The organism is Nocardia sp. NPDC005825 (assembly GCF_040630175.1).
In the GTDB taxonomy this organism is placed as follows: domain Bacteria; phylum Actinomycetota; class Actinomycetes; order Mycobacteriales; family Mycobacteriaceae; genus Nocardia.
Genome location: NZ_JBEXXC010000008.1, coordinates 151,336 through 171,207, shown reverse-complemented (window position 1 = coordinate 171,207; position 19,872 = coordinate 151,336). Strand labels below are relative to the sequence as shown.

Genomic DNA, 19,872 nt, shown 5'->3' with positions numbered 1-19,872 from the left:
CACCCGTTAGTTTTTCGTAAAGGAAATTTCCGGGTGTCCGGCGCGGGATTAGCGTTTGTGGTGTCGAACAGCTGCGGTTCCGGGGGGTGGGGTTGATGGCGGCGGACGTGATCGGCAAGTTCGCGCGGGTGACGGCCGCGATCACCCCCGACCACCTCGGCGAGGTATTGATCGAGGTGCGGGCCGGGTCCGAACGGTTCCTGGCGCGTGCCGCCGACAGCGAGTCGACGATTCCCAAGCACGCTCAGGTGCTCGTGGTCGGCAGTCTGGGTGGCCGGACCGTCGAAGTCGTTCCCGTGAAATGAAGGTGCATCGTGGACATCCTGGTCATTGGTTTGGTCGGGTTGGTGTTCGTTGTTCTGCTGGCCGGAATCGGGTTGCTGCGGCTCGCGTGGCGCGTCGCCGAACCCGATGAGGCGCTGATCATCTCGGGCTTCCGGGCCGGATCGGGGCCGGGCGGGTCGGGGGAGAGTATGGGGTTCCGGATCGTCACCGGGCGCGGGTGCCTGGTCGCGCCGGGATTGACCAAGGTACGGCGAATCTCGCTGGAGGCGCACGAATCCCAGATCGTGGTGCCGTGCGTGAGCCGGCAGAAGATCAATCTGCAGCTGACCGGTGTGGTGATGTACAAGGTCGGCGACGACTACACCTCGATCGCCAACGCGGCGCGGCGGTTCCTGGACCGGCCCACCGACGAGCTCGAGACCAAGGTGCAGAACGTGTTCATCGGTCATCTGCGCGCCATCGCGGGCTCGATGACCGTGGAGGACATGATCAGTGATCAGGACAAGTTCTCCGAGCAGGTGCGGGACCGCTGCTCGCACGAGATGGAGTCCTTCGGCCTGGTGATCGACTCGTTCCAGATCCAGTCCATCGCCAGCGAGTCGAATTACATCGCCAATCTGGCCATTCCGCATCAGGCGGAGGTTGAGCAGCACGCCCGCATCGCGCGCGCCAATGCCGAACGCGAGGCCATCGCGCAGGAGCAGGCGGCGCAGGCGCAGGTCGCGTTGTCGGTGCGCGACACCCAGATCAAGAAGGCGGGATATCAGGCCGAGGTGGATCGGGCCACCAAGGACGCCCAGCAGCAGGGCCCGCTGGCCGAGGCGACCGCCCGGCAGGCGGTGGTCGAGGTGGAAACCAAGGTCGCGCAACTCGAGGCGCAGCAGAAGGAACAGCAACTCCAGGTGGAGGTGCGCAAGCCCGCCGACGCCGAGGCCTACAAACAGACCACCCTGGCCACCGCGGCTCGTGACGCCCGCATCAGTCAGGCCGAGGCCGACGCCGAGGAGACCCGGCTGCGCGCGGAAGCCGCTGCGGCGCAGACGAAGGTGCAGGCCCTCGCCGAAGCCGAATCGATCAAGGCGCGGGCGGCCGCGCAGGCCGAGGCGACCCGGCTCACCGGTCAGGCCGAGGCGGACGCGATCAAGGCGCGCGGTCTCGCCGAGGCCGACGCCGTGCGCGCCCGGATGGCCGCCGAGGCGGCGGGCATCCAGCAGCGCGCGGAGGCGATGAGCAAGAACCAGGAGGCGGTGATCGCCCAGCAGATCGCCGAACACCTGCCCGAGATCGTGGCCGCCGCGGCGAAGCCGTTCGAGCACGTCGGGCAGTTCACGGTGCTCAACGGTGCGCAGGGCGTGACCTCGGCGCTGGCCGAGATCATCCAGCAGGCCGGGACTCTCGCCTCCATGGCGCGGGAATCCCTGATGCCGGTGCTCGAACCGGAGACCGCGTCGCCCAACGGCGAGGTCGGTCTCAGCGTGAACGGCCGCTGATCACGGCGGTCAGCCGCTCGTGATCGAATCGACGAGCGGCCCCGCCATCAGGCCGTACATCAGGCACAGGAAGATCGTGTGGGTCACGCAGAAGAACGCGAAACGGCCCACGGCGGCGGTGGAATCGAAGTGCTCGGCCAGCGTGTCCCGCACCCGCTGGGGGGCGCGGACGTCCCAGCTGTTCACGCGCAGGTAGCGGCCCAGATAGATGCCCACCGAGACGGCGAGGACGATCAGCACGACCAGGACGCGGGCGGCGGTGGAGTGCATGGCTCCGTCGTCCGCGTCACCGAAGAACGCGATGACGACACCCATTTGGACGATCAGGACGCTCAAAACCAGGTTCACCACACCGGCCAGGGCGAAGGACAGGACCGCGACGATGTCGTACCAGAGCGGGACCGGATCGTTCGGCCAGCGATGGTTCAGATTGAGTTCGGTGATCAGGTAGCTCGAATTCGGCAGCAAGAGTAGCCAGATCAGCAAACCTGCCGCACCCACCGCGATCGCGATCCCGCGGTTGGTGGCTACATCGACCAGTCCGGTCACCACGATCAGGCTCAGCAGGATGCCGAGTGGCACGATCGAGAGGAAGAAGTTCCACAACATGGGCCTGTAGACCGGTACCCGATAGATCCGTGCGCGCAGGAAGATGAGTAGCAGCGCATAGGCGTTGAGTCCTAGAACATAGAGCAGCAGTAGTTCCCCGGGCTTCATACCGGAAACCTATCGTTCGCAAGAGCAAATATTCGGCAATGGCTCGGCGGGAAGAATCCCACCGAGCCATCACCGATTCGGTCGCGGCTGTTCGGACATCAGGCGGCAGCCGAGACCTCCTGGTCGCGCCGGGCCGGGGACCGGAAGGTCGCCAGGGCGAGCGCCGCCGCGCCGACGGCGATGATGCCGGCGGTGACGAACGCCGCCGAGAAGCCGTCGGTGAGGGCGGCGGCGTCACCGAGCCGGTCGGCGCCCGCGTTCGCCGCGATGGCGGTGACCACGGCCAGGCCCAGGGCCGAACCGATCTGGTAGCCGGTGTTCACGATCCCCGAGGCTAGGCCGCCCTCCTGCGGCGGCGCGGCCGAAATGGCCGTCTGCAGTGTGGGAATGAAGGCCAGCGACATGCCCAGCGCCGCCACCAGCGAACCGGGCAGCACGTCGATCCAGAAGTTGCCGTCGGGACGGATGAACGACAGCCACGCCAGTCCGGCGGCCAGGACGACCAGGCCCGCGACCGTCATGGTGCGAGCGCCGAAGCGCGCGAACAGTTTCGGCGAGATCGCGATCATGCCGACCATGATGAGCGCGGTCATGGGCAGCAGCGCCGCACCCGACGGGAACGCCGAATAGCCCAGCACCTGTTGCAGATACAGGTTCAGGAAGAACCACATCGGCACCCACGCCGCGCCCAGCAGCACCTGAGCGAGGTTGGCCGCGCCGAGGTCGGGTGCGCGGAAGATGCTCAGCGGCATGAGCGGTTCGCGGCGGCGGGCCTGGATCGCGATGAACGCGCCGAGCAGGGCGACGGCCGCGGCCAGCACCACCCAGGTGGAGGTGGCCGACCAGTCTCCGCGTACCACGGCGAAGACCGCCGCGCCCAGTCCGAGCGTCGCTGTCACCGCGCCGAGCAGATCCACCGACGCGTGCGGGGCCATCGCGCCGTCGGGCACCAGGGCAGGGGCGGCGAGCAGGGCTACCAGCGCGATCGGGATGTTGATGTAGAAAACCCAAGGCCACGAGGCATATTGGGTGATCAGACCGCCGAGGAACACGCCGGCCGTACCGCCCGCGGGCGCGGCGGCTCCGTAGACGGCGAACGCCTTGGTCAGCTCGCCCGGGTTGCCGCCGAACAACATCATCAGCAGGGTCAGGGCGGACGGTGCGATGAGGGCCGCGCCCGCGCCCTGCACGCCGCGTCCGATCAGTTCCACCGCGGCGTTTCCGGCGAGTCCGGCGACCAGCGAGCCGACCGCGAGGATGCCCCAGCCGGTCTGGAAGATCCGTCGGGCGCCGACGATGTCGGAGAGTTTTCCGCCGAGCAGCAGCAAGCCGCCGAAGACGACCACGTAGGCATTGAAGACCCAGGACAGGTTCTCCTGCGAGAACCCCAGCGCGTCCTGCATTTCCGGCAATGCGACGCCGATGATCGAGGTGTCCATGATGACGATGAACTGGGCGAGGGCGATGAGCCCCAAGGCGATCCAACGCCGCGACGGGGGCGGCGCGGTGGTGTGGGTGGACATAGGAATCACTCCCTGGCAGAGGTATCGGGCGGCCGGGTGGCCGCTGAGGTTCCAACTCGTCCATTGGTACCCCCGTGGGGTATATGAAGAACAGTCCGGAACAGTGTGACCCTTCTCATACCCATTGGGGGTATGGGTACCAATGCGGGTGCTGGTCTGCGCGAAAAGGCCATTGGCGCCGACACTTTCGCGAGATTTGGGCGGGGACACGCCCCGGCGACAGTTGACACCGACCCGGTGTCGGCTGTGAGGATTGGCCGATGATGAAACGAACGATCAATAGCTTGACCGCCGTTGCCATCCTCGGAGCCGGCGCGGCGGTCGCCGCGGCACCGGCCGGCGCCGAACCCGGCAGCCCCTGCCAGCTGGGCTGGTCGAATGTCGAACCGCGTTCCTGCGTGCAGAACAGCTTCAACACCGGCCCGGTCTTCACCGTCGGAAACGGTGTCTGCGCGGGCATGTTCTCGGTCGGCGGCACGGCTTTCGATGGCCCGCTCTACCAGTACTCCGAAGCGCCGGGCACCTCACACTCGGTGATCCTGCGCATCAGCCAGGGCTTCTCCCTGCTGGGCAATTGGGCCCCGACACTGCTGGCCTGTGACGTCAATGCCGTCATCGACTGGACCAATGCCGACACCGGCCAGCAGGGCAGCGTCACCCGCTTCATCGCCGCGGGGCAGAGCAGCACCTATCCGGCCATCTTCCCGGTCAACACCGGACCGGGCCGCGTGCACCTGACCATCCGCACGGACCGCCCGAACGTCCCGGTCAACCTCGACGTCGTCGTGCCCTAGCGTCGAATTCGGCCACGATCGGGCTCCCACTCGAATCTCGGATTCGGGTGGGAGCCTTCGTTCATCGGGCCGTCAGGAACTGGTGCAAGCCCTGGGCGACGGCAGCGTCACCCTGGACGGTCGGGTGGCCCGGCTGCCCGTACCAGTCCGGACCCGGGGTGAAGATGCCGTTCAGCCACGGGTCGGGGGAGCACAGTCCGTGGCCCGCGGTGACCGCGGCGGCATCGAAGTACTCGACCCCGAGCGCGGCGGCCCCGTCCCGCGGAGCGGTTCGGAGACTGTCGAACACGTCGGTGACCGCCCCGGCCCGGGGCAGGCCGACCGGAACACCCAGCACGCCCATGCAGATCGCCTGATCACCCGGCGTGTGCAGCTCCTGGTACCCGACCAGCACGATGCGCGCGTTCGGCGCGTAGTAGCGGATGTAGGTGACGATGTCGCGCAGGTGGTCGACGTAGTCCTGCCCGGTCAGCAGCGCGGGCGGATTGGCATTGGTGGCGGCGTCGGCCGTACTGCACCCGCGCAGCACATCGAGCAGACACGGCACCAGCTCGTTCTGTGCGGCATGGTCCGCGCCCCAGGCATCGTTCAGACCGAACTGCAACAGCACCGCTTGGGTTCGCGGCCCGAACGCCCCGTCCGCGGCCGCCTGCCGCGCCTCGGTCAGCGCCGTCCAGAACCGGTCCTCGCCGTGCCGCCACATGTACGCGCCGACGCAGGACACGTCCGCCACATCCTTGGTCGCCGACAACCCCATCCGGTCCGCCAGCTGATTCGGCCAGGAGGTCGGCAGATGCGGGCAGGCCACGCCGGTCGGCTGCGGCTGCATGGTCGACCAGGTGGCATTGGCCGTATTCGAGTCACCCATCACGACCAGCGTCTTCCCCGCATTCGAGGCGGCCGGATCGGTGTCCGCCCCGGCCACCGGTGCGGTGAGGCCGCTGATCAGCGCCGCCCCTCCGAAGACCATCGCGACGGCGGAGAGAAAACGGCTCATGGTCCTCGGCATTTCGTGCGGTAGAGATTCGGGCGCCCGTACGGGTCGCCAGATCCTAGCGCGACCCGTAGGGCGGAACCGCTTATTCGGGGGTGACGATGGCGAAATCCGGGTTGGGTTCGTCGAACAGAGCGGTCAGCTTGACGAAACTCTGGGCGTCACCGGCAATGGTGAGCGCGCCGGACTGGACCGCGGCCCCGATGTCCTGGCCGTCGAGCAGGACGCCGATCAGGGTGGCCCGGGTGAGGGTGAAGGTGACATCGGCGGGCGGGAGCTTGTCGCCGTCACGGCGGTCGAAGTGGATGAGCACGCCGTTGCGCAGCTCGAGGCGGTGGGTGCGCTTCTCATCGGTGAAAACCCAGTCGCTGACGGCCTTTTCGTGCCAGGCCTTGGGGCCGTCCAGGCGCAGCGACAGGGCGTCGAAGACCTGGTCGACGGTCAGCGCCGCCATCATGGACGGGGAGCTGGCCTTGGTGGGGGTGCCGACATTGCCGTTGCGCAGTTCGTAGGCGCCCATCAGGAAGAAGTTGCGCCAGGTGGCGTTCTCGGCGCCGAAGCCGAGCTGGTCGTAGGTGTCGGCCAGCAGCGACTTCGCGGCCGTGTTGGCGGGGTCGGCGAAGACGACGTAGTTGAGGACCTGCGCGACCCAGCGGTAATCACCCGCGTCGTAGGCCGTGCGCGCCTTGCGCAGCACCTCCTCGGCCCCGCCCATGAATTCCACGTGCCGAGTGGCGGATTCGACCGGCGGATGCTCCCACAGATGCGCGGGATTGCCGTCGAACCAGCCCATGTAGCGCTGGTAGATGGCCTTCACATTGTGGCTGACCGACCCGTAGTAGCCCCGCGCGTGCCAGGACCCGGCGACCGCCGGGGGCAGCTCGATGGTCTCGGCGATCTCGCTGCCGACATAACCCTGGTTCAGCCGCCGCAGTGTCTGGTCGTGCAGGTAGGCGTACAGGTCCCGTTGCAGCGCAAGGTATTCCACCAGCCGCTCGGTATCCCAGGTGGGCCAGTGGTGGGAGGCGAACACGACATCGGATTCGTAGCCGAACAGGTTGATCGACTCGGTCAGGTACTGCGACCAGACGTGCGGGTCGCGCACCAGCGCGCCACGCAGGGTCAGCAGGTTGTGCAGGGTGTGAGTGGCGTTCTCCGCCATGCAGAGTGCGCGGTGGCCGGGGAAGTGGAAGTTCATTTCCGAGGGCGCTTCCGTGCCCGGGGTGATCTGGAAGACGATGCGGACTCCGTCGACCGTCATCTCCTGACCGGTCTCGGTGATGTCGTGGGTCGGCGCGATCAGCGTGACCGTGCCCGTGGAGGTGGTCTGTCCGAGGCCCGCGCCCACCTGGCCCTTGGGTCCGCGGGGGAGCGCCGCGCCGTACATGTAGGCGGCGCGGCGGGCCATCGCCGTTCCGGCGTAGACGTTCTCGGCGACCGCGTGCTCGAGGAATCCGGCCGGCGCGATGACCGGGAGACGGCCCGCGTCCACGTCCGCCTGGCTGGTGACGCCATACGCGCCGCCGAAGTGGTCGACGTGCGAGTGGGTGTAGATGAGGCCGGTGACCGGCTTGTCGCCGCGGTGCGCGCGGTAGAGCTCGAGTCCGGCGCGCGCGGTCTCCTCCGAGATGAGCGGATCGATCACGATCACGCCGGTGTCGCCCTCGATCAGGGTCATGTTCGACAGGTCCAGCCCGCGGATCTGATAGATCCCCGGGGTCACCTCGTAGAGGCCCTGCCGGATGTTCAGCCCGGCCTGCCGCCACAGGCTGGGATTGACCGAGGACGGGCAGGAGTCGTGCAGGAAGCTGTAGGAGTCGTTGTCCCACACCACATTCCCGTCGGCGTCCTTGACCACGCCGGGCTCCAGGGCGGCGATGAAGCCGCGGTCGGCGTCCTGCTGGTCGGTGGTGTCCCCGAACGGCAGATCGGCGCTGACCCGCTTGTTCTGATCGATGATGAACCGGCTCGGTTCGGTCGTCGTGCTCACTGCCTGCCTCCTGTTCCGCCGGGTGGATCCGGCGAGATGGACGATTCGGATTCGTGGAGCTGGGTGTCGAGCGGTGTCAGGGCGTGACCGCGAGGGCTCCGCCGAACTGGGTGATGAGCAGGATCGGGGCCCAGATCGGCGCGGTGAGCGCGATCAGGGGTGAAGCGAGGATGCCGAGCAGGATCAGCACGGAGTCTCCTAGTGGTCGGCGTGCAGGACTTGGAGCCAGAACACCGGCAGGTACTGGCTGACACAGTCGGCCAGAACCGTTGCGCCGGGCGTGAATTGGGCGTACGCCGGGCCGGTGGTGAAGTCGGGGGCCGCGGCGGCCGGGTCGCCGCCGGGCGGCGACCATGAGCCGGGCGGGTAGTTGACCACGGGGGGCAGGCCGCGGACCGTGGGCGGGTCGATGCTGTAGAGGCCGCACTTCCACCATTCGCCGGGCGCGGACTCGACCTTGATGACGCCGCCCGGTTCGGGGGTGAACTGCGGCTGGGCCGTCGCGGTCGCGGCGGTGAGCGCGCAGGACGCGGCGCAGACGGCCAGGGTGATCGGAACGCGTAGCGGGCGCACGGGGGGCTCTCCTAGTAGCTCACGACATCGGGATGTGGCGACGATGGGCTGCCGACGGTGTTCGACGCTAGTGTGCGAGTGGTGGTAGCTGTGCGATTGCCACTCACCTTGTTTGGATGATTTCGTTGCGAAAAAATACAACCAGTCGGAACTAGTCTCTCCTAAACTTCCCACTCGGTACAGAGGAAAGTTCAGCTAGACCGAGTGTCCGCCCCGCTGTTGTCGACACCGAAGAAGGGTCGTGTGGTTGTGAACCTCGAGAAGAGTGGCGAGCACCGAGGGTTTGCGGTGATGTCGCGAAGGTCTGGGCTCGGGATCGCGGCGATCGGTTTGGCCGCGCTGACCGCTGTCACGCTGACCGCGTGTGACAGCTCCTCCGACTCGAAGAACGGTTCGACGAGCTCGACCGCCTCCAGCGCGTCGGAGACCAAGGTCGCGGAGTACCCGTTGGGTAAGCCGATCACCGTCACCTCCGACAATTTCGTGCGCGCCGAGAGCGACCGCCAGTTCGACATCGGTGTCAAGGAGGGCGCGTTCGGCAAGTGGAACCACTTCCGCGAGCTGATGCCGATCGACGCCCAGGCCGTGGTGCGCGCCAATCGGGACACCTTGTACTCCAACGCGATCGTCGACCTCGACGCCGGTCCGGTCACCGTCACCATGCCCGACGCGGGCAGCCGGTTCATGTCGCTGCAGGCGATCGACGAGGACGAATACACCCCGCAGGTCAGCTACAAGCCCGGCAAGTACACCTTCGACAAGGACAAGGTTGGTACGCGGTACCTGATGCTGGGCGTCCGGATCTTCGTCGACCCGAACAGCCCATCCGATGTCGACGCCGTGCACAAGCTGCAGGACCAGATCGGCCTCGAACAGTCCGGCGGCCCCGGCACATTCGAGATTCCGCAGTGGGACCAGGCGAGCCAGGACACGACCCGCGCCGCGCTGATCACCCTCGCAGCCGGTCTGCCCGACACCAAGAACTCCTTCGGACCCCGCGGGCAGGTGGACCAGGTGCGGCACCTGATCACCGCCGCCTCGGCCTGGGGTGGCAACCCCGAGCAGGACGCGCTCTACCTCAATGTCACCCCGCCGGAGAACAATGGCCAGGTCAACTACAAGCTGCACGTGAAAGACGTTCCCGTGGACGGCTTCTGGTCGGTCAGCCGTTACAACGCCCAGGGTTACTACGACGCCAACGCGCAGAACGCGTACACCGTCAACGGCACCACGGCCGAGAAGAACGCCGACGGCTCGGTCGACATTCAGCTCGGTGGCTGCGACGGCCAGGTCGCCAACTGCCTGCCCATCGTGCCGGGCTGGAACTACATGGTCCGCCTCTACCGCCCGCATCAGAGCATCCTCGACGGCACCTGGACCTTCCCGCAGGCCGAACCCATGCGCTGATCCGCGCCGGACGGCCGCGATCCGGCCGCCGATATGGCCCTGCACCGGGTCGTGTCGGCGGCCGTCTTGTCGGTTGGGTCACAGGAGGGTTGCCTGCCATTCTTATTGCAGTCAGACTGCAATAAGAATCCACTGCGAGCCCATCGCATCCAGGGCTCGAGCCGTAGCGACCTCGAATAGCTGGGAGGCAGCCGACATGCTGGTGACTGAGGTGACAGTGCAGAAGTCCGCTCCGCGAACCCGATCCACCGCGGCCGAGATGTGGGGCAAGTTCCGGGCGCTCGGCGGGCCGGGGCATCTGCTCGACGGCGCGGCGCCCGCCATCGGCTTCCTCCTCGGCTACGCCGCGGTGAACGCCAAGATCGGCGTGCTGGCCGCGCTCGGGGTCGCCGGTCTGATCTCCCTGTATCGCCTGGTGAAGGGAGACTCGGTCAAGGTGGTGTCCGCATCCCTGGCCCTGGTCGTGGTGTTCTCACTGTTCGTCGGCATAACCGGCGAGGGGCGCGGGTTCTATCTGCCCGACCTCATCATCTGCGCGGTGTGCACCGTCGCGTTCGGGATCAGCCTCCTCGCCGGGCGGCCGCTGAGTCACTGGGTCAGCCGCAAGCTGGGCCTCGAACGCGCCGAGGCGCGTGACCCCGACGGCCGGATCGCGCTGCACCGCAAGGTGTCTCTGGCCTGGTTCGCCTTCTGGGCGCTGCACCTGGTGATCATGGTTCCGCTGTACCTGGCGAACAAGGTGGTGGTGCTCGGCGCCGTCGCCCTGGTGCTGGGCAAGCCCGCGCTGGTCGTCATGTTGGCGGTCACCTGGCTGTGGCTGCGCCGGTCTCGCTGAACCGATCTCCGCCCGGGAGGCGGTGAAACGGACGCCGCCGCCTCTGCGCTACTCGGTATTGCCGACTACTGGTACTGTGCGCTACAGTCTAGTGGTAGTCAGTACCACTGAATAGCGTGGTCCGATGAAAGGAGGCGGCTACGGACAACTTGACCGAGATGCTCAAGGGGACGCTCGAAGGGTGCGTTCTCGAGATCATCGGAAACCAGGAGACCTACGGCTACGCGATTACCCGCCGGCTGAATGAACTGGGATTCGTGGACGTCATCGAAGGCACGGTCTACGCCATCCTGGTGCGCTTGGAGAAGAACGGTTTGGTCGATGTCTCCAAGCGACCGTCCGAGGTCGGTCCACCGCGAAAGTTCTACGCGCTCAATGACGCAGGACGTCAGGAGCTCGCGACGTTCTGGGAGAAATGGGAATACGTCTCGGCGCGTATCGATGAGCTCAAGGGGAGTGGGAAATGAAATTCTGGGAAACCGTCACGGGCGGCGACCTCACCAGGGAGTACAAGTCTTTCGACGCTCGGGCCGAGGCGCTCCCCGCCGAGTATCGAACGGCGTGGGATGCGATCAAGATCCAGCTCTCTCCGTACTCGGACTTCTCGGGCCGCAACCTGATGCCCATCCTCGACGGTGCTCTGGGGCTGCTCGAAGAGGCGGCGGAGGACGGTCAGAGTGTCCACGAGGTGGTGGGCGACGACATCAAGGGCTTCTGCGCGGCGATCGCGGGCGGAGAGGGATCCAAGGGCTATCGCGATAGATGGCGAAAGCAGTTGAACGACAACGTCGCCAAGAAGCTCGGCCGGCTAGGAGGATAACGTGGGCATCCGCGACATCATCGAAGGTAAGCGGGAGTGGCGGGCGCATGTCGCGCGGGTCAAGGCGCTCCCTGCGGACTACCAGATCGTCTACAAGGAGATTCAGAAGTACTTCTTCAAGGTCGGCCCGGTCGACCTGGTCGGCGGGAACCTGCTCCCGGGGCTTCTCGACTTCTTCGAGGAGGGCGCCGCGGCGGGCACCGGAGTCATCGACCTCATCGGCCCCGACGTCGCAGCCTTCTGCGACGACCTGATCAAGGACTCGGACACCTACGCGGACATCTATCAGGAGTCCGCCCGCAAGGATGCGGCCAACTGAATCTCTCGACGAAGCCGCCGTGGCCCTGATGGTTCACGGCGGCTTCGGCTTCGAGATCGGGGGATAACAAAACGGACAAGTCGTCAGCAAAGTGGTGGCTAATCTATGTGTTCGTGACCTAGCGTCTGACTTCGGACATTCTTCCGTGCTCGTTTTCATCGTTCTCGATTCGTAGGAGCTGATGAGATGCTTGCTGGAATCGCCCGCTCAGCGGTGGTTGCCGCGGTGGCCGCCCCGCTCCTCGCCTTCGCCGCCGCGGGCCCCGCGGCGGCGGCCGAGCCCGCCGCGGCGGCCGTGGATCGGCCCGTCGCGGTGCAGAACGTGGACGCGCCTTATATCTCGATCACCCTCTGCGTCCACATCCCGACCCCGGGATCGGCCACCCTGGACTGGTGCATCTAGCTGATCCACTGTCCTGGAACGGGTTCGGCACCGCCGCGCAATGCGGTCATCCAACGGAGAGGAACAGCTATGCAGGCCGGCGTCCGCGTCGCCACGCTCAGCGTCATCGCTGCCGCGTGGATTCTTCCCGCTACCGGTCCGCTACACGCGGATCCCGGGGCGTGCACCGTCCCCACCGACACCACGAAGCACAACCTGATCCTGTACGGCGGCACGCCCGCCGCCCCCGCCGCCCCCCGTGGCCAATCCATGACCATCGTGCGGTTCCCCAGCCAGAGCGCCCTGCAGTACATGGTCGCCGGAACCGGGGCCTGGCATGACGGCAGCTACACGTACACCTCGACCGAGCCCGGCGTCGCCGTCCTCGACGCCACCGAGACTGCCGCCGACGGTCCGGTCACCTACTCGGTCACGCTGCGCTGCCAGACCAACGAATCCGGCTCGTTCTCGTACACCGGCCCGGGTTCGAACACCGACAATGCCGCTCCGGGCAATCCGGCCACCTATCGATTCGCCCGCACCGCGATCTGATCATGGCCGAGGATTCCAAACCATCCGTGCTGTCGCGCATTTCGATGAAGCAGTGGTTCTCCATCTTCCTCGTGGTGCTGGCGGTGGTGTTCATCGTCGAGAACCGCCACCGCGTGGACATCGAGTTCCTGCTGCTCACCATCCGCTCGCCCATGTGGCTGGTGCTGCTGGTGACCTTCGTGGTCGGGTGGATCGCGGGCATCCTCATCCGACGGCGCTGACGCCTCCCGCCGATCCGCCGACGACGCTGTCGCCGACCGGATGTGGGAGGCTGGGGATATGAACCGATTGGGCAGCGCCACCTCGCCTTATCTGCGTCAGCACGCCGGGAATCCGGTGCACTGGCGGGAATGGGACGCGGCGGCGCTGGCCGAGGCGGCCGAGCGGGACGTGCCGATCCTGCTGTCCATCGGGTACGCGAGCTGCCACTGGTGCCATGTGATGGCGCACGAGTCGTTCGAGGACGAGGCGACCGCCGCGATCATGAACGAGAACTTCGTGTGCATCAAGGTGGATCGGGAGGAACGGCCCGATCTGGACGCGGTGTACATGAACGCGACCGTCGCCATGACCGGGCAGGGCGGGTGGCCGATGACCTGCTTCCTGACCCCCGACGGGGAGCCGTTCTACTGCGGGACCTACTACCCGAAGACGCCTCGGCACGGGATGCCGTCCTTCACGCAGGTGCTGACCGCGGTGGGGGAGACGTGGCGGAATCGGCGGGACGAGGTGAACACCGCGGCGGCGCAGGTCGGAGAGGCGCTGCGGCAGCAGACGGCGGGGTTGCCGGACGCCGGGGTCGGGATCAGCGCCGACCTGGTGCAGCACGCGGTCTCGGCGGTGTTGAAGGATGTGGACCCCCAGCACGGCGGGTTCGGGGGCGCGCCGAAGTTCCCGCCGTCGGCGCTGTTGGAGGGGCTGCTGCGGCATTACGAGCTGACCGGGGATCTCGGTGTGCTGCAATCGGTTTCGTTCACCTGCGCGGCCATGGCCCGGGGCGGGATCTACGACCAGCTGCGGGGCGGGTTCGCCCGGTATTCGGTGGATGCGGCCTGGGTGGTGCCGCATTTCGAGAAGATGCTGTACGACAACGCGCAGTTGATCCGGGTGTACGCGCACCTGGCCCGGCGCGGGCTCGACGTGCCCGGCGGTGAGCAGGGCGGAGAATCGCTGGCGCTGCGGGTGACTCGCGAGACCGTGCAGTTCCTCATGACCGATCTGGGGACCGAGCAGGGGGCCTTCGCGTCCGCGCTGGACGCCGACACCCACCTCGAACCGGGGCAGCCCGGGGTCGAGGGAGCCACCTACGTCTGGACGCCCGCGGAACTCAACGGGGTGCTCGGGGCGCTCGACGGGGCCTGGGCCGCAGAGATCTTCGGGGTGACCACGGCCGGGACCTTCGAGCACGGCACCTCGGTCCTGACCCGGTACACCGACCCGAAACCGGTGGACCACGAGCGATTCGAGGCCATCCGGGCCGCCATGTCGGCGGCGCGGGAACTGCGGCCGCAACCCGAACGCGACGACAAGGCGGTCACGGCCTGGAACGGCATGGCCATCGTCGCTCTCGCGGAAGCCGGTGCCGCGCACGGGCATCCGGAGTGGATCGCGGCGGCGGTCCGGTGTGCGCGGTTCCTGCTCGACACCCACGTGACCGACGGACGGGTCTGCCGCGCCTCGCTGGGCGGCGTGCCCGGTACGGCGGCGGGCGTGCTCGAGGACTATGCCTGGCTCGCGCTGGGACTGCTCGCATTGCATCAGACCGCCGACGGGGACTGGCTCGCCGAGGCGCAGCGCGTCCTCGACGCGGCCATCACGCACTTCGCCGACGCGGACACCCCGGGCAGCTGGTTCGACACCGCCGACGACGCCGAGACCCTGCTGACCCGGCCGCGTGACCCGCTGGACGGCGCAACCCCCTCGGGGACTTCGGTTCTCGCCGAGGCCCTGCTCACGGCCTCCGCGCTCACCGACCCGGATCGGGCTTCCCGCTACCGGCAGCTCGCCGACCAAACCCTCGCGCGGGGCGCGGTTCTGCTGGCTCGTGCGCCCCGCTCGGCGGGCCACTGGCTCGCGGTGGCCGAGGCCGCACTGCGCGGGCCGATCCAGGTGGCGATCTCGGCCGGCCCCGACGGCGAATCCGGCTGGGCCGCAACGCTGGTGGCGGCTGCCCGTGCCGCCGCGCCGGGCGGCTCGGTCATCGTCTCCGGCGCCGTCGACTCCCAGCCCCTGCTGGCCGACCGCCCGCCGGTGCGCGACACCTCCGCCGCCTACATCTGCCGCGGCTCGGTCTGCGACCTCCCGGTCACCACGGTCGACGACGTCCGCGCCGGACTGCTTCCGCCGGAATCGGCCTGACGGTCTGCCGGCGGTCCTCCCGTACCCGTGCCTTCCGAAGGCGCGGACACGGGTCTGGATTGTCAGGCCACGCGAGATCGCATGGCCTGGACTCGGTTTCCCGCCAGCACGGCGGCCGGAACGGCGACCAGGACCGCGAGGATATGCGCGGCGCGGAAAAGCCCGATCAGCGCGGAGGCCGGGTTCCAGCCGGTGAACAGCACACCCGTGGAATCGGCCGCGAGCAGCGCGTCGAGCGGCTCCGCCACCAGCGAAGCCAATCCGACGGTGCCCAGCCCGACCACGAGAATCCCTCGCGCCCATCGGCTTCCGAACAACATGCGTGCCGCGAGCCAGAAAACCGTCAGATAGATCGCCGCCCGAACCCCCAGCCCGGCCGCGACACCCGACAGCCCGACCCCGGGATCCTCGAGCACCCGCGCCGCCCGCACCAGCGTCTCCGCCACCCCGGCGACCAGGGCCACCACCACCGCCCGATACGCGAGCACCGCCCGCTCGGGCCGCTCCCACCCTGCCGCCGACTTCCGCTCGAACGCGCCGATCTCCTCCATGCACTCACTGTCGGGGCTTCGGCCTCGCCGGGAATCACCCTCGGGTACGAGCCTGCGTCGATCGCGTAGTACGACAGTGGGATCGAAGGGCCCGGCGGATCGACCCGGTATAGCCAACGCGCATATTCCGTTGCCCGGAGGGACTGGGCGGTCCTACAGTCCGGGGCGTGTTGAGGTTATCCGTGTATTGCCAGGTCCCGCCGAGTTCGCACCCCACGTTCGCGTGGATTGAATGATCAGCGATCGGCGGGTTCCGGGGGTTGGGGTGCGGCCGGTCGGGGGTCGTCCTGCGGGGCGGTGCCGTTGCGGTGGATCGACGCGGGGGACGCGGGCACGGCGGCCGGTACATCGGTCCAGCCCGGAGTGGGTTCCTTGCGGCCGCGGAGGTGGAGAGTGTCGTGCAGGATCCACTGTGTGCGCTCGGCGTCGGAGGCGGCTTCTATGACCGCCTGAGACGCGAGAATCCGGCGGGGAACCAGTTTCGCCTCGGTGGTCAGACGGGCGGCCTCGTTGACAGCGTCGCCGATGACCGTGAATTCCAGGCGAGTGTCGGTGCCGACGTCACCGGCGAAGACGCAGCCGCGGGCGATGCCGATGCCCACCTCGAGTTCGCCGAGCGCGGCCACCTCGTCGCGGATGCGGCGGGCCGCCTGCAGTGCGGGGGTGGCGTTGTCGTCGAGGGCGATGGGCGCGCCGAAGATGCACAGCGCCGCATCGCCTTCGAACTTGTTGACCAGACCGTGGTTGTCCTCGGTGGCCGCGACCACGATGGTCAGCAGCCGGTTGAGCTTGGCCACGAAGTCGTGCGGGGCGAGCTCGGTGGCCAGCGCCACCGAACCGGTGACGTCCACGAACAGGGCCGTCGCCTCCCGCATGTCGCCGGTGAGGCTGGGGCTGCCGGACAGCGCCCGTTCCGCCACCTCGTCACCCACGTGCCGCCCGAAGACGGTCCGCATGCGCTCGCGCTCACTGAGATTGGCGGCCAGCTCGTTCACCGAATGCTCGAGCCGGCCGATCTCGCTGGTGCTGTTGATGGTCACCCGCGCCTCGAGATCGCCGTGCGCGATCCGATCGAGCGCGTCGCGCAGGGTGTGCATGGGCGTGGCCACCGCGCGCGCCAGCGCCGCCGTCGCCACCACACCCGCGGAGAGGCCGACGATGGCCAGATAGATGCCGGTCCGGATGCGGTCGTCACTGTCGGTCGAGGGATCCGCGAGCACGGTGACCAGCATGAGCAGCGGCACCGCGCCCGCCACCGCGAAGGTGACCAGCACCCGCGCCAGCACGGTATTGCTCCAGTGCGCGGTCTCGTCGAGCACCTCGGCCACCACCGGAATGGTCGGCCGGATCAGCCGGTCCACGATCAGATAGGTGAGCGCCGCCGACTCCAGCCCGCCGAGGGTGAACATCGACAGCACCACCGGGAAACTGCGGTCCTCGGTGGCATGGGCGAAGATGGCGGCCGCGATGATCACGCCCGGCAGCCAGATGGCCAGCGCCCGGATGGTGATGGCGAGCGGCAGCCGCAGTAGTCGCCGGGCCTCGTGTTCGGTGGGCGGCCGGTGCTGATCCAGCCAGCCGAAGTAGTGCCGCCGGTCGCGCACCGCGAGCACGATGCCGGCGAGCGCGCCGATGGCCGGATAGATCGAGACCCCGATGAAGGTGGAGATCCAGTTCGAACCGAGCCGGCTCAGGAAGCCGCTCAGGAACAGTTCGGTGGTGATCACCGCCAGGCCGCCGAGGTTGCACGCCATGACGACAGCAGACAGACCCCCCGGCGCCCGCAGCGCCCACAGGATGAGTCTGCTGGTCACGCAGCAGACTTTAGGGAACTTTCGGCCGAGATTGCACCTTTGTGGGGAATTACTCGATCAGCTCAGCACGACCAGCCAGACCGCGACGTAGTGGCACAGCGCCGCGATCACCGTTGCGGCGTGGAAGAACTCGTGGTGGCCGAACACCTCCGGCCACGGATCGGGCCAGCGCGCGGCGTACAGGATCCCGCCCACGCTGTAGGCGATCCCGCCCGCGAGCAGCAGCATCACCGGCGTCCAGCCGACATTGCCGATGAGCGTCCCGGCCACCGGGACGATCGCCCAGCCGAGCAGGAGATACAGCGGCACCCCGACCCAGCGAGGGGCGGTGGGCCACAGCATCTTCAGCGCCACCCCCGCCAGCGCGCCCGCCCACACGATGGCGAGCAGCACGTTCCCGGCGGTCCCGCGCACCCCGAGCAGCGCGAACGGCGTGTAACTGCCCGCGATGAACAGGAAGATCATCGAGTGGTCCGCCCGCTTCATCCACATGCGGGCGCGCGCGGTCTTCCAGTTCACCCGGTGATAGGTCGCGCTGATCCCGAACACCCCGCACACGGTGATGCCGTAGACCAGCGTCGACCACGCGGCCTTCCCGGACACCGTGCTCGCCACCGACACCAGCACGATCACCGCGATGGCGGCGACGCCGACGGCCCAGGCATGGATCCAGCCGCGCAGGCGGGGCTTGATGGCGGCCAGTTCGTCGCGGACGGTTTCGACCAGACCCGCGGTGTGATCAACGGGCTGCACGATGTCGGCCATATGTTCCTCCTCGGTAACCTACGGTACCGTAGGTTGTCTTCGATGCACGAGGTGACCGCTGATCTCGTAACGGTCGGGGTAACTCGTCGGGTACGTCCAGAATGGGTTCGGCACCCGGCTGTTGGCCGGTGCGAAAGTTTCTACGGCTCTTTCGACCGGCAAAATACGCGGGGAGGCGGGTGAGCGTAGGGTTGCGGCCGTGAAGTTTGTGGGTCAGGTGCGTGGACTCCCATATCGCGTATACGAAGCACGGCTGGCCAGGCAGCTGGCGGGTAAGCAACATCCGCGGCACGTCGCGGTGATGTGTGACGGCAATCGCCGCTGGGCCAGGGAGAACGGGTTCAGCGACATCTCGCACGGCCATCGGGTCGGTGCGCTGAAGATCGCTGAGCTGGTCGGCTGGTGCGGTGAGGCCGGCATCGAGATGGTGACCCTCTACCTGCTCTCCACCGAGAATCTGCGCCGCGATTCCGACGAGCTCGAGACCCTCTTCGAGGTCATCACCGACGTCGTCGACGAACTGTCTGCGCCGGAACAGGATTGGAGCGTCCGCATCGTGGGCGCGCTCGATCAGCTGCCCGCCGAGTTCGCGCGCCGGCTCAGCGAGGCGGCCAAGAGCACCGAGGGCCGCACCGGGGTGCACGTCAATGTGGCCATCGGCTACGGCGGTCGCCAGGAGATCGCCGACGCCGTCCGCTCTCTGGTCCGCCAGGAGATGGACGCGGGCGAGACCGGCGAGGATCTGGTGCAGTCGATCACCGTCGACGCCATCGGCCAGCACCTCTACACCTCGGGTCAGCCCGATCCGGATCTGGTCATCCGCACGTCCGGTGAGCAGCGCTTGTCCGGATTCCTGTTGTGGCAGAGCGCCTATTCGGAGATCTGGTTCACCGAGGCGTACTGGCCGGAATTCCGGCGCGTGGATTTCCTGCGGGCCCTGCGTGATTACGCGGCCCGGCATCGCCGCTTCGGAGTTTGACCACCCCGGTCAGCGAGAATGCGGCGGGTAGTCCCGCAACAGTCGGTCAACGGTTCCGTTGCAGTGCAACGGCTTAGGCATTCGCGGGGCGGTCGCTGCCGTACCGTCTGGTGGTATGAGCGAGCTGCGTGAGGACTCGAGCGGCCTAGCGGAATCCCAGGTCGTCGCGGTGCCGTACCTGAGCTATGAGGATTTCGGGCGGAGATTCCTCGAGTACGCCGCCTCACCGGAGCGGATCGCGGGGGCGTTCGGGAAACTCACCGGGGAGGCGTTCGAATTCGGGCCGATCGGCGCGGGACCGGGAAAACTGGCCAAACTCTCGGCGACCGTGCGGCTCGGGCAGCCCCGGCTCAATCGCGAAGTGGACGACATCATCTCGTTCGACCTGGTGATCCCGCTCAAGGTCGACCTGCTCATCGACCTCGCGGTGGACCGCTACCCGTTCCGGGTGGACGGCACCATCCATCTGCATCTGACGGTCCGCACCGCCGAACCGCTGCGGGTGCTCATCGAGATCGCCGAACCGCAGCCCAGCAATGTGCGGATCAATGTGGCCAGCGCCACCCGCCGCGGCGAACTGCTGCGCATCATCGCCAGCGTGGATCACGAGATCCGGCGATTCGTGGCGCGCTACATCGCCACCGAGATCGAGAAGCCGCACATCAAGGCCGCCACCGACATCGATGTGGGCGCGCGGCTGGACGCCGCCTGGACGCTCTGACGAG

The 19,872-nt window shown here is 67.7% G+C and carries 22 protein-coding genes; 14 read left to right on the top strand and 8 right to left on the bottom strand.

Annotated features, from left to right (window positions below; genetic code table 11):
* Positions 1–95 precede the first annotated feature (95 nt).
* Together ABZ382_RS22340 and ABZ382_RS22335 are read left to right on the top strand one after the other, a co-directional pair.
* Complete coding sequence (locus tag ABZ382_RS22340; RefSeq protein ID WP_357091767.1) at positions 96–305, top strand: hypothetical protein; 210 nt, start codon at positions 96–98, stop codon at positions 303–305.
* Positions 306–314: 9 nt separating this feature from the next.
* Positions 315–1,775, top strand: a complete 1,461-nt coding sequence (locus ABZ382_RS22335; protein WP_357091764.1) for an SPFH domain-containing protein — start codon at positions 315–317, stop codon at positions 1,773–1,775.
* A gap of 9 nt (positions 1,776–1,784) precedes the next feature.
* Here the strand turns inward: ABZ382_RS22335 and ABZ382_RS22330 are convergent, their stop codons facing one another.
* Positions 1,785–2,492, bottom strand: a complete 708-nt coding sequence (locus ABZ382_RS22330) for a DUF1361 domain-containing protein (RefSeq protein WP_357091761.1) — start codon at positions 2,490–2,492, stop codon at positions 1,785–1,787.
* A gap of 98 nt (positions 2,493–2,590) precedes the next feature.
* Positions 2,591–4,015 (bottom strand): MFS transporter, encoded by a 1,425-nt coding sequence (locus ABZ382_RS22325; protein ID WP_357091759.1) that lies wholly within the window; start codon positions 4,013–4,015, stop codon positions 2,591–2,593.
* A gap of 284 nt (positions 4,016–4,299) precedes the next feature.
* Between ABZ382_RS22325 and ABZ382_RS22320 the strand changes: the two genes are divergently transcribed.
* A complete protein-coding gene (locus ABZ382_RS22320; RefSeq protein WP_357091756.1) occupies positions 4,300–4,809 on the top strand; it encodes a hypothetical protein in 510 nt (169 codons plus the stop codon).
* 61 nt (positions 4,810–4,870) lie between these two features.
* Here the strand turns inward: ABZ382_RS22320 and ABZ382_RS22315 are convergent, their stop codons facing one another.
* From ABZ382_RS22315 to ABZ382_RS22305, 3 genes are all read right to left on the bottom strand, one after another.
* On the bottom strand, positions 4,871–5,806 hold the full coding sequence (locus tag ABZ382_RS22315; protein WP_357091755.1) for an SGNH/GDSL hydrolase family protein: 936 nt from the start codon (positions 5,804–5,806) through the stop codon (positions 4,871–4,873).
* Between the two features lie 82 nt (positions 5,807–5,888).
* Positions 5,889–7,793 (bottom strand): alkyl sulfatase dimerization domain-containing protein, encoded by a 1,905-nt coding sequence (locus ABZ382_RS22310; RefSeq protein ID WP_357091753.1) that lies wholly within the window; start codon positions 7,791–7,793, stop codon positions 5,889–5,891.
* A gap of 198 nt (positions 7,794–7,991) precedes the next feature.
* Complete coding sequence (locus ABZ382_RS22305; protein WP_357091750.1) at positions 7,992–8,366, bottom strand: hypothetical protein; 375 nt, start codon at positions 8,364–8,366, stop codon at positions 7,992–7,994.
* Between the two features lie 291 nt (positions 8,367–8,657).
* Here ABZ382_RS22305 and ABZ382_RS22300 point away from each other — a divergent pair, with 291 nt between their 5' ends.
* The 9 genes from ABZ382_RS22300 (at position 8,658) to ABZ382_RS22260 (ending at position 15,038) form a co-directional block, all read left to right on the top strand.
* Positions 8,658–9,773 carry a DUF1254 domain-containing protein gene (locus ABZ382_RS22300; protein WP_357091747.1) on the top strand — a complete coding sequence of 372 codons (1,116 nt, stop codon included), beginning with the start codon at positions 8,658–8,660 and terminating at the stop codon, positions 9,771–9,773.
* A gap of 196 nt (positions 9,774–9,969) precedes the next feature.
* Positions 9,970–10,608 carry a DUF3159 domain-containing protein gene (locus tag ABZ382_RS22295; RefSeq protein ID WP_357091744.1) on the top strand — a complete coding sequence of 213 codons (639 nt, stop codon included), beginning with the start codon at positions 9,970–9,972 and terminating at the stop codon, positions 10,606–10,608.
* A 158-nt stretch (positions 10,609–10,766) separates the two neighbouring features.
* Positions 10,767–11,075 (top strand): PadR family transcriptional regulator, encoded by a 309-nt coding sequence (locus ABZ382_RS22290; protein ID WP_357092355.1) that lies wholly within the window; start codon positions 10,767–10,769, stop codon positions 11,073–11,075.
* A complete protein-coding gene (locus tag ABZ382_RS22285) occupies positions 11,072–11,428 on the top strand; it encodes a DUF1048 domain-containing protein (protein WP_357091741.1) in 357 nt (118 codons plus the stop codon). The genes ABZ382_RS22290 and ABZ382_RS22285 overlap by 4 nt, the downstream gene beginning before the upstream one ends.
* 1 nt (position 11,429) lies before the next feature.
* Positions 11,430–11,747, top strand: coding sequence for a DUF1048 domain-containing protein (locus tag ABZ382_RS22280; protein WP_357091739.1), 318 nt, complete (start codon positions 11,430–11,432; stop codon positions 11,745–11,747).
* A 186-nt stretch (positions 11,748–11,933) separates the two neighbouring features.
* Entirely contained in the window at positions 11,934–12,149 is a 216-nt protein-coding gene (locus ABZ382_RS22275; protein WP_357091736.1) for a hypothetical protein, read from the top strand.
* A gap of 69 nt (positions 12,150–12,218) precedes the next feature.
* Positions 12,219–12,680, top strand: coding sequence for a hypothetical protein (locus ABZ382_RS22270; protein WP_357091733.1), 462 nt, complete (start codon positions 12,219–12,221; stop codon positions 12,678–12,680).
* A 2-nt stretch (positions 12,681–12,682) separates the two neighbouring features.
* Entirely contained in the window at positions 12,683–12,901 is a 219-nt protein-coding gene (locus ABZ382_RS22265; protein WP_357091730.1) for a hypothetical protein, read from the top strand.
* 58 nt (positions 12,902–12,959) lie between these two features.
* Positions 12,960–15,038: a thioredoxin domain-containing protein gene (locus tag ABZ382_RS22260; protein WP_357091727.1), complete on the top strand. Its 2,079-nt coding sequence runs from the start codon at positions 12,960–12,962 to the stop codon at positions 15,036–15,038.
* Between the two features lie 62 nt (positions 15,039–15,100).
* On the opposite strand, the gene ABZ382_RS22255 is transcribed toward ABZ382_RS22260, so the two are convergent.
* From ABZ382_RS22255 to ABZ382_RS22245, 3 genes are all read right to left on the bottom strand, one after another.
* Positions 15,101–15,589 (bottom strand): hypothetical protein, encoded by a 489-nt coding sequence (locus tag ABZ382_RS22255; protein WP_357091724.1) that lies wholly within the window; start codon positions 15,587–15,589, stop codon positions 15,101–15,103.
* Positions 15,590–15,825: 236 nt separating this feature from the next.
* Complete coding sequence (locus ABZ382_RS22250; RefSeq protein ID WP_357091722.1) at positions 15,826–17,403, bottom strand: adenylate/guanylate cyclase domain-containing protein; 1,578 nt, start codon at positions 17,401–17,403, stop codon at positions 15,826–15,828.
* Between the two features lie 57 nt (positions 17,404–17,460).
* Positions 17,461–18,168, bottom strand: coding sequence for a hemolysin III family protein (locus tag ABZ382_RS22245; protein WP_357091719.1), 708 nt, complete (start codon positions 18,166–18,168; stop codon positions 17,461–17,463).
* 199 nt (positions 18,169–18,367) lie between these two features.
* Here ABZ382_RS22245 and ABZ382_RS22240 point away from each other — a divergent pair, with 199 nt between their 5' ends.
* Positions 18,368–19,147, top strand: a complete 780-nt coding sequence (locus ABZ382_RS22240) for an isoprenyl transferase (protein ID WP_357091716.1) — start codon at positions 18,368–18,370, stop codon at positions 19,145–19,147.
* A 115-nt stretch (positions 19,148–19,262) separates the two neighbouring features.
* Positions 19,263–19,868, top strand: coding sequence for a hypothetical protein (locus ABZ382_RS22235; RefSeq protein ID WP_357091713.1), 606 nt, complete (start codon positions 19,263–19,265; stop codon positions 19,866–19,868).
* Positions 19,869–19,872 lie beyond the last annotated feature (4 nt).